The sequence below is a fragment of the Methylobacterium sp. E-065 genome (assembly GCF_022829605.1).
Taxonomy (GTDB): Bacteria; Pseudomonadota; Alphaproteobacteria; order Rhizobiales; family Beijerinckiaceae; genus Methylobacterium.
In genome coordinates this window covers 1-9,217 of sequence record NZ_JAKSYD010000087.1, presented here as the reverse complement: position 1 = coordinate 9,217, position 9,217 = coordinate 1, and the positions used below count along the sequence as shown (strand labels likewise).

Here is a 9,217-nt window from a genome sequence, read left to right as displayed (position 1 = left end):
GGGCACCGAGATGGCGCCGTCGCGCCCGACCGGCTGCTCGGGGATGAGGGCGGACTTGGACCCGGCCGAGAAGCGGTCGGCGACCAGCGGGCCGGAGAACAGGCCGCCGGATCCGGCCTCCCAGATCGAGACCGAGACCATATCGCCGATGCCGATGACCGGCTCGGCGGAGGGGCGATGGTCGCCGAAGGAGGCGAGCAGGCTGTCGAGCGGGCGCCCGCGCAGAGCCTCGACGACGGCAGGGTTGACGTCGATGATCTCGTAGCGGGCCAGCAGGCCGCCATCGGCGGTGGCCACTTCCGATCCCGCCTGGATCGCGCTCGCCGTCGGACCCGCAGCCGGCAGGTACGTGCAGCCCGACATCGCCGCGGCGGCGATCAGGGCGAGGGGAAGAGTTCGCATCCAGATGTTGTCCATCGGTATTGCCGAGCCCGTGCCTAGCCGATGGTGGCCCGGGTGTCCGTAGCGGGTGGGCCACACTCCGCCCACGACGGCTAAGTCTGTCGTTTCATCCTCGATAAGCACAGCTTTTTCGGGGCAGGTGTCGCGAAGGCCGGGAATTCGTGCGGGATAGATGCCTGTCGATCCCCTGCGAACGGGTTTGCGACAGGCCGCAACTGGACGAAGGCACGGCCGTAGACGCTGAAGGCTTGGCGCGTAATTCCCGTCCCGCGCGATGGCCGTCCAAGTCCAAGGGCGCCCCGACTCTGCGGCCACGGCTCCGCTAGTGGCCTATCCGAGGCCGCGCAAACGCCGTTTGGAAACGAGTCTCTCCGGCGGGCCTGTCAGCGAGCGATGCCGATGCTCTTTAGGAAGGCTGGCGCCGTATCGGACCTACGGGATCAGGGTATCCCGGCGCGGATCCCTCAATTGGTCTGTCCAACCGCGGCATTGATCTGGTTGTAAATGCCACCCATCCGATTGGCGTAGATCCGCATGCTTCCGGCCGCAGCCAGGAAGATGAGGGAGCCGATCAGCGCATATTCGATGGCGGTGGAGCCGCGCGCGTCGCGGGCAAAACGCGCCATGCCGGCAGTCCACGCGGTCTTTCCGCGGGCGACACCCTCGGATTGTGCGACACCTGTCCCGGCGCCGCCGCAACTCGGCTCCTGCATGGTCGAAACCGCCCTTCCACCGAGCTCCGCCGCCCCCTGTAGCGGCGCGGCCCGTCGTGGGTTCTAACCGAGTGGCGATTGCTGCGGTCTTAATGAAGTCTTCGAAACAGCGTCGTCTCGACTGTTCAAGCCAAATTTTCCCCAGTTGGACGCACCCGTATACCGGGTGCGTCCGGACCGTTCAGGCGTGTCCGGCCTTGTGCCGGAGATCATCGATCCGCTTGGAGGCCTCGGCCTTGTCGAGATCCGGATCGAACGCCTCCGGCTCCTTCGCCTCCTCCGACAGGGTCTTGAGGTAGGACGACTGGGCGCCGGTCATCGGCTCGCCGCCGGTGGTCCACTGGTCCGGGTCCTTGATCTGGTTGGAGGTGTCCTTGGGATCGGTCTTCGGGTTCGCCTCGGACGCGTGGGACTTGGCATCCGACTTCGAGGCGGACTTCGCGGTCGACTGGGTCATGGCCGATTTGTTCCTGAAATGTTCTGACGTCCGGATGTGAACGCGTGGTTCCGCGGTCTGTTCCGGCGTTGCCGGAGCGCCGCCGCGTTGTCCCCGGCCTTTCCATCCGGTGCGCCGATCCTATTGATGAAGCGTGGCGTCCAGGGAGACGCCGCGGTGCCATGGGGTCCGGATGATGTCCGCCGGGATGTTCGTGCACGGAGCTGGGCCGGCGGCTGGCGATGCGCAGATTCTCGTGGTCATGGGCGTCTCGGGGTCGGGGAAGAGCACCGTCGCGGCGCTGGTTGCCGAGCGGCTCGGCTGGACGTTCATCGACGGCGACAGCTTTCACGGCCCGGAGAACGTGGCGAAGATGCATGCGGGGCACGCTCTCGACGACGCCGACCGCGCCCCCTGGCTGGCACGGATCGCGGCCTGGATCCGGGCGCGGCTTGCGGCTGGCGAGTCCGCGGTGGTGGTGTGCTCGGCCCTGCGCCGGGCCTACCGCGACAGCCTGACCGGTGGGAGCCGCCGGGTGCACATCGTCTATCTGGAGGGGGACAGGGCGCTGATCGCCGGACGTCTCGCGGAACGCCACGGGCATTTCATGTCCCCCCTCCTCCTCGACAGCCAATTCGCCACGCTGGAAGCCCCAGGCCCCGACGAGCACCCGATCATCGTCGAGATCGCCGATCCGCCCGCGGTGATCGCGGAGCGCATCGTGGCGCGTCTCGCGCAGGACGTCCGGGCCGAGCAGCAGGGAGCGAGCCGATGACCGCGCAATCCGACAAAGCCGCCAACATCGCCCTGGTGATCTCGGACGTCGACGGCACCCTGGTGACCGGCGACAAGCGCCTGACCGCCGCCACGGTCGCGGCCGTGGGCCGGCTGCGGGCCGCCGGGATCGGCTTCAGCATCGCCTCGGCGCGGCCACCGGTCGGGCTGCGTCGGCTGGTCTCGGAACTCGGCCTCGATCTGCCGATGGGGGCGTTCAACGGCGCCAGCGTGGTCCGGCCCGACCTATCGCCCCTTGAGGAACAGACCATCCCCGCGCCGGCCGCCCGGGACGCCCTCGACCGGCTGCTCGCCGAGGGGCTCGACGTCTGGGTGTTTGCGCAAGGGGCGTGGTGCCTGCGCGATCCGCACGGGCCCTATAGCGATCTGGAGCGCCGCACGATCGGTGCGGAGCCCCGGGTCGTGGCCGATTTGGGCACGCTCATGGGGGAGGCCGCCAAGATCGTGGGGGTGAGCCGCGACCATGCCCATCTGGCGGCGTGCGAGGCGCGAATCGGGGCGGCGCTCGCCGACCGGGCGACCGTCCACCGCTCGCAGCCCTACTACCTCGACGTCACACCGCCCCATCTCGACAAGGGCCGGTTCGTCACCTGGATGAGCCAGCATCTCGGGATCCCGCCGGAGCGGATCGCGACTTTCGGCGATGCGGGGAACGACCGTCCGATGTTCGAGCGCAGCGGCTTCTCGGTGGCGATGGGCAACGCCGAGGATTCCGTGAAGGCCGCCGCCAGCGCCGTCACCGACAGCAACGATGCGGACGGGTTCGCCCACGGCGTCGACCGCTTCATCCTTCCTTAGGGCACCCCGCGTAGACGCGGATTCGGCTGGGCGCGTACGGGTCCGCCGAAATCAAGGGATCGGCGCCGCGCTCCGGCGAATGAATCCGCCTGTGTCCTGCGAACCACAGGGAGCCTCCGCGCCCCGCCCGCCCACAGCTTGCCGAAGCGGGGCCGCTTTCCGGCCGCATTTGCCCGCGACCTAGCTTGAGCACAGAAACAGCACCGGGTCTCGGAATGCATCGCCTACTCCTGGCTGCCGCCATCGCGGTCGTGCCCGCCGCCGCCTTCGGGCAGGCCGCACACGACAACATCGACGCGTTGATCGAGCAGCAGGCCAAGGCGAGCGGCGTTCCGGCGAGCTTCGTGCACGCGGTGGTCAAGCGCGAGAGCAACTACAATCCGCGCGCCAAGGGCGGCAGCGCGCTCGGCCTGATGCAGATCAAGCACGCGACGGCGCGCAGCCTCGGCTATACCGGCGACGCCGCGGGTCTGTACGACCCGGCGACCAACCTCCGCTACGGCGTGGCCTATCTGGCTGGGGCCTACCGCACCGCCCAGGGCAATCTCAGCCAAGCCTATCAGTACTACAACCGCGGCTACTATTACGCCGCCAAGCGTCAGGGCATCTCGACCGAGGTCGCCTCGGTAGTGGCCCCGGTCGCCGCCTCGGCGAGCGCCCTGGCGAGCCTGTTCGGCGGCGGTGCCGCGGATGCCAGGGCCGCCGCGCCCCCGGCCCTGGCCTACGCCCCTGTCTCGGTCGCGGCCGCGGCACCGACCGAGACGGTCGAGGTGCCCCTGCCCCCGCGTCGTCCGGCGGCTCTCACGGGCATGATCCAGTTCGCCAGCCTGTCCGTCGATCCGGCCGCCGCAGCTCCGGCGGCGCAGTCGGCGCAGGTGGAGGCCGTGGAGGTTCCGCTGCCGCCGCGCCGGCCCGCCGGCTTCGGTGCCGCCACCTCCGATCTCGCGGAACTGCGCCTCTCTCCCAAGGCCGAGCCGATGGTTGAGCCGGCCCCGATGACCCCCGCCGCCGTCGCGGCCCCGGTTGCCGAGGCGGTCGAGGTGCCCCTGCCCCCGCGCCGCCCGACCCTTCAGAAATTGGCCGCGGCCGGGCCACGACGCGCGCCGGTGAGCGCGCCCGTCCAGGAGGCCGTGGCCCTCCCGATCGAGTAGCACCGCCCGACCTGCGTGACTCCGCAACGGGCATCTGCCCACACAAGGATCATGCTCAAGCCTTGACCATCGGGGCGTTCCGCAACACATAGGCGCCACGCCAGCAGCGTGGTTGGGCCGGCACGGCTTATCCCCTCGCCCGGTCGCAGCGGCCGGACACAGGCGGCGCAACACAGATCTTTGGGCAGGATACGCGGGTCTTCGCGCGCAGTTGTTGGGCAGGGCCTGTCCGAAACGTCGTGCGCGACCGATCTCGAAGCGGCAGACATGCAGGGCACGGACTCTGCTTTCAGGCTAGCAGGAAAGCGGATTGCGCCATGACCGGCGTGGTAGAACAGGAATCACTCTTTCTCACGGACCTCGGGCGCCGCGTCAGGCACGCGCGCACCGTGCGCGGACTGTCGCGCAAGGTCCTGTCGCAGACCTCGGGCCTCTCCGAGCGCTACATCGCGCAGCTGGAGGGCGGCCAGGGCAACGTGTCGATCATCCTGCTGCGGCGGGTGGCCAACGCCATGGGCGTGCGGCTCGACGATCTGATCACCGGCAATGACGCCCAGCCCGACTGGCCGCTGATCCGCGACCTCCTCGGCCAAGCGAGCCCGGCGCAGGTCGCCGCCGCCAAGCAGGCGCTCTCCGGCGGCACCCGGCCCGAAGCGGGCGATCGACCGCGCGTCGCCCTGATCGGCCTGCGCGGCGCCGGCAAGTCGACGCTGGGCAAGCTCGCGGCCGAGCGGCTGGGCTGGACCTTCGTGGAGCTGAACGCCGAGATCGAGCGGGAGAACGCCCTCTCGGTGCAGGAGATCTTCGCGATCTACGGCCAGGAGGGCTACCGGCGGCTGGAGCAGCAGGCGCTGCGCCGCCTGACCGAGCATCCCGGGCCGCTGATCCTGGCGACCAGCGGCGGCATCGTGGCCGAGCCCCTGACCTACGACCTGCTGCTCCAGGCGTTCTACACGGTCTGGCTGCGTGCCCGGCCGGAGGAGCACATGAGCCGCGTGCGCGAGCAGGGCCACCTCGCCACGACGGGCGACCACGCTTCGGCGATGCAGGAGTTGCGCGCCGTGCTGGCGAGCCGCGAGCCGCTCTACGCCCGGGCGCCCGCCACCGTGGACACCTCCAACATCCCGGTCCAGACGATGCTGGATCGGCTGACCTCGGCCATCGAGGCCCGATTCGGACAGACGGTCTCGCCGGTCGGCTGACCGGGTGACAGCCATGCCGGCGACGCAGCCTCCGGCTTGGTCCGGCCCTTGATCGCCGCGTTGCGGCGCACCACGCTAGGGCGTGTCATCGAAGGTCCTGGTTTCCGAAAGGGCGAGACCTTTTGCGGGTGCAGGGCAGTCCCCCGATGTCGGGGCCCTGCCGTAATACCCCGCCGAAGGGATGATCCCTTTGGAATCCCGCGATCGGAGATCGGACGGTGAACCGCCGCCCAGGAACCCGCTCTCACTTGGAGGCTCGGACATGAGCGCCAGTCCTGTCCGCAACGCGGAGCCCCGCGATCTCGCGGTCCTCGATCCCGTCTGGTCGCGCCTGCGCGCCGAGGCCGAGGACCTGCTGCACACCGAGCCGCAGCTCGCCTCCTTCATCGTGGCGACCGTTCTGAACCACACCAGCCTCGAAGGGGCGGTGTCGCACCGGGTCGCGGCTCGCCTTGGGCACCCGTCGCTGCCGGCCGAGCTGATCGCCCACGCGTTCCACGAGGCGATCGCGGCCGACCCCGACATCGGGCAGGCGTTCCGGGCGGATATCGGGGCGGTGATCGACCGCGATCCCGCGACGCTCCGGGCCCTCGAGCCAGTCCTGTACTTCAAGGGGTTTCATGCGCTCCAAGCCTACCGCCTCGCCCATCACGTCTGGAACCGCGGCCGGCGCGACCTCGCCCTCTACCTCCAGAGCCGCATCTCGGAGGTGTTCCAGTGCGACATTCACCCGGCCGCGCGGATCGGGCGGGGCGTCTTCCTCGACCACGCGACCGGGCTCGTGGTCGGCTCGACCGCGGTGATCGAGGACGACGTCTCGATCCTGCACGCCGTGACTCTGGGCGGCACCGGTAAGCAGCGGGGCGACCGGCATCCCAAGATCCGCCGCGGCGTGATGATCGGCGCGGGTGCCAAGATCCTCGGCAACATCGAGGTCGGGGCCTGCGCCCGGGTCGCGGCAGGCTCGGTTGTGCTCCGCCCGGTGCCGCCCAACACCACAGTCGTGGGCGTCCCCGCCCGCGTCGTCGGCACCGCGGGCTGCGACGATCCGGCCCGGGCGATGGACCAGCTCGTCGCGCTGGACCAGTTCATCCACCTCGGCGACGGGATCTGACCACCGTCTGCGCGCTTGCCGCTCCGCCGCCGGCGTGGCAAGCCCAGCCCCATCCGCCGACCCGCGGTGCCAGCCGCCGCAAGGGAGACCCAACAGCGTGACCAAAGCCGAGACCGCGAAGCTCCAGGATTACCTGCGCCGCAAGTTCGCCAACAACAATATCCGCCTGACGGCGATGAAGACCGGCGATACGGCCGAGGTGTTCATCGGCGAGGAGTCGATCGGCGTGATCGCCGACGACAAGGAGGACGGCGACGATTCCTTCGTGTTCCGAATGGCGATCCTGGACATCGACCTTGAGGAAGAAGCCTGAACCCCAGGCGAAACGGTTCCGCCGACGTCCACCTGTGCATGGGTTAACGCTAACCGGCGGTATTGCTTAACACCCGGTAAATGACGTGGCTAAACTGCGCGCAACCTCTACAGGAGCGCGAATAATGGTCGTCACGCCTGCCGCTCTCGACTCGATCCGGACGCTGTGCATCGGCCTCGCGCTTTCGGGGCTGATCGCCAGCGCCTTCGAGCTGTTCGCCGCGCGGCGGGCGAGCTTCAGCCTGCTGCGACGTGGCGGCCTGCGTGCGGTGGCCGTCCTGCCGATGCTGGCCTTCTCGGCGCCCTTCATCATTCTGCGCAACACCCTGCGCGGCCGGCGGATCGAGGGCCGGCCGATGCCGTTCGTGATGCTCGCCACGATCATCGCCTGCGGCTGGAGTCTGCTCTCGGGCCGGGTCGCCCTCGACCTCGCGGCGATGCTGGTCGGCGCCTGAACCGCCCTCACAGAGCCGTGCCCGATCGCGTCGCAATCGTGCGCGGCCCCAAGCTGTTGTTTTAACGCGCCCTTTGACGCCGAACCGGTGCCCACTTCGGCGGAGCGCGCTCTAGGGTTCGGCGGTCGCCACCTGGGCGGCGCCGTCCTTCCCCTCCAGCGAGACCCAGGTCGGGCTATCCTGTCCGGCGCGCTTGATGAAGCTGTAGCCGGTACGCCGCCAGGGACGGATCGCGTCGGTCTTGTTGTCGAGGATGAAGTCGCCGCGGTCGGTCCGCACCGTCAGCACCGCGTGGCCCTCGTTGATCTCGTCGATCACCACGGTCATCAGCAGGGCACGCCGGGGCAGGCCGCGTTCCACCAGCATCCGCCGCTTCAGGAGCTGGTAATCCTCGCAATCGCCTGATCCGTCATCGGGGAAGTCCCAGCGGTCGACGACACCCCAATGCGCTTGGTCGGTGATCGGCCGGATACGCGCATTGACCCGGCGATTCACGCTCAGCAGCGTTCGCCAGACCGCCACCGTCAACGGCAGGACGTGAGGCTCGGCAGGATCGAGGGTGCATTCCTCGGGCATCCGCGCACAGAAATCGATCCATCCCGCGATGGCCCGCACGGCGCCGTTCGATTCCTCGATGGAGGCCTCGCCGGGCAGCACGAGGCGCGCATGGGCGCGGGTGGTCGCGCCGCTCAGCGCCAGGATCGTGCCGATCAGGGCGAAACTTGCGACTTGCCGCCCTCGGCGCGCCGCACCGGTCCAGCCCCGCCAACGCAGGGGTGCGAACGTCTGACACGTGAATCCGCCATCCGCGTGCCGCATGGTCAAAGCCCCGCCGCCCGATGATGACGGAAAGGTGACACGACATTCTGCGATGCACAATGGCCTTGGGGGGAGCGAAGAAACGAGCGCTGGGCGGATTGGTTCCGCGGGTCGACGATTTTATTGCCGCTGAGCAGCACGCCATCGCATGCGCTGCGCGAATACCCGTTCCGCGAGGCGTCGGAAGCGCTTGATTCGCGTGCGCTTTGCCGGCTTGTCAAAGGACGCCCACGCCAGAGATTCGCGGCGGGTTTCTCAAAGTGCAAGACCTCGGCCAGTTCATCGGACTCGGGCCGCAGCTCAGACAAGGACACCTTGATGCAGCCCGCCATCCAGCAGGTGATCAGAGCGCTCGCCGAGGATGGCCGGGCGGGTGCGATCCAGATCGCCGAGCACGCGGTCAGCGCTTATCTCGCCGACGCGCCGAGCGAAGGCGACCGGGTTTTATCGCGCGACATCCTGATCCGTGATCTTGCGAGCCTCAGGGGCATCGCGCCCCATCTCGCCGGCTTCATCGGCCGGGTCGAAGTCTATGTCGCGAGCCTCGCCCAGCCCTCGCTGAGCCGCGCCGCCTGAGGCGCCTTCCGTTTCCCGTCGCGTCGCTCACAGTCTGCGCGACAGGAACGGCCGTCCAACCCACGACCTCGTCTTGAGGTGCCGGAGCGACGCAGAGGCCTCGAACGAGCCCTCCAATGGGCTGTGTGATCCCTGAAGCCCTCCTTCGAGGCCCGCTGCACGGGCACCTCAGGACGAGGAGCGTAGATAGGCTTGCCGGCTCAACGCGCCGTGAAGGCCACCAAACCCTCTGCGCGCGAAACCCTCGTGCCGAGCCAGCCTCCACTCGGTGGAAAGGCCTAGCGGTTCGCAGTCGTGACCGGAGAGGTGACGCCGCCGAGCGACACCCAGGCGACCGCGTCCTGGCTCTCGCGCTTGATGAACACGTAGCCGGTCTTGTGCCAGGGCAGGATCGCGTTGGTCTTGTTGTCGAGCACCAGATCGCCCCGGTCGGTGATCAGGGTC

Annotated in this window: 12 protein-coding genes and 1 pseudogene; 8 read left to right on the top strand and 5 right to left on the bottom strand. The window is 69.0% G+C overall.

The window, feature by feature from the left end:
- The 3 genes and pseudogenes from MKK84_RS08980 to MKK84_RS08970 form a co-directional block, all read right to left on the bottom strand.
- A pseudogene (locus MKK84_RS08980) lies at positions 1–402 on the bottom strand (sugar transporter); the annotation flags it as partial.
- 464 nt (positions 403–866) lie between these two features.
- The gene (locus tag MKK84_RS08975) at positions 867–1,115 is read right to left on the bottom strand and encodes a Flp family type IVb pilin (protein ID WP_243918924.1); all 249 of its coding nucleotides are present in this window, start codon (positions 1,113–1,115) and stop codon (positions 867–869) included.
- 181 nt (positions 1,116–1,296) lie between these two features.
- Entirely contained in the window at positions 1,297–1,572 is a 276-nt protein-coding gene (locus MKK84_RS08970; protein WP_243918922.1) for a DUF3072 domain-containing protein, read from the bottom strand.
- 187 nt (positions 1,573–1,759) lie between these two features.
- Between MKK84_RS08970 and MKK84_RS08965 the strand changes: the two genes are divergently transcribed.
- From MKK84_RS08965 to MKK84_RS08935, 7 genes are all read left to right on the top strand, one after another.
- Positions 1,760–2,326, top strand: coding sequence for a gluconokinase (locus tag MKK84_RS08965; RefSeq protein WP_243918920.1), 567 nt, complete (start codon positions 1,760–1,762; stop codon positions 2,324–2,326).
- Positions 2,323–3,144, top strand: coding sequence for a Cof-type HAD-IIB family hydrolase (locus MKK84_RS08960; protein WP_243918919.1), 822 nt, complete (start codon positions 2,323–2,325; stop codon positions 3,142–3,144). Before MKK84_RS08965 ends, MKK84_RS08960 begins: the two co-directional genes overlap by 4 nt.
- Positions 3,145–3,359: 215 nt before the next feature.
- On the top strand, positions 3,360–4,295 hold the full coding sequence (locus tag MKK84_RS08955; RefSeq protein WP_243918918.1) for a lytic transglycosylase domain-containing protein: 936 nt from the start codon (positions 3,360–3,362) through the stop codon (positions 4,293–4,295).
- Between the two features lie 239 nt (positions 4,296–4,534).
- The gene (locus MKK84_RS08950; RefSeq protein WP_267356060.1) at positions 4,535–5,497 is read left to right on the top strand and encodes a helix-turn-helix transcriptional regulator; all 963 of its coding nucleotides are present in this window, start codon (positions 4,535–4,537) and stop codon (positions 5,495–5,497) included.
- 262 nt (positions 5,498–5,759) lie between these two features.
- Complete coding sequence (cysE, locus tag MKK84_RS08945; RefSeq protein ID WP_243918916.1) at positions 5,760–6,611, top strand: serine O-acetyltransferase; 852 nt, start codon at positions 5,760–5,762, stop codon at positions 6,609–6,611.
- A gap of 97 nt (positions 6,612–6,708) precedes the next feature.
- Positions 6,709–6,924 (top strand): DUF3126 family protein, encoded by a 216-nt coding sequence (locus tag MKK84_RS08940; RefSeq protein WP_147855634.1) that lies wholly within the window; start codon positions 6,709–6,711, stop codon positions 6,922–6,924.
- A 124-nt stretch (positions 6,925–7,048) separates the two neighbouring features.
- Positions 7,049–7,378 (top strand): DUF6949 family protein, encoded by a 330-nt coding sequence (locus MKK84_RS08935; RefSeq protein ID WP_243918915.1) that lies wholly within the window; start codon positions 7,049–7,051, stop codon positions 7,376–7,378.
- A 111-nt stretch (positions 7,379–7,489) separates the two neighbouring features.
- Here MKK84_RS08935 and MKK84_RS08930 read toward each other — a convergent pair whose 3' ends face one another.
- On the bottom strand, positions 7,490–8,197 hold the full coding sequence (locus MKK84_RS08930) for a transglutaminase-like cysteine peptidase (protein WP_243918914.1): 708 nt from the start codon (positions 8,195–8,197) through the stop codon (positions 7,490–7,492).
- A gap of 123 nt (positions 8,198–8,320) precedes the next feature.
- Here MKK84_RS08930 and MKK84_RS08925 point away from each other — a divergent pair, with 123 nt between their 5' ends.
- A complete protein-coding gene (locus MKK84_RS08925) occupies positions 8,321–8,773 on the top strand; it encodes a hypothetical protein (RefSeq protein WP_243918913.1) in 453 nt (150 codons plus the stop codon).
- A gap of 278 nt (positions 8,774–9,051) precedes the next feature.
- Here MKK84_RS08925 and MKK84_RS08920 read toward each other — a convergent pair.
- The coding region (locus MKK84_RS08920; protein WP_243918766.1) for a transglutaminase-like cysteine peptidase at positions 9,052–9,217 on the bottom strand (166 nt) is incomplete at its 5' end.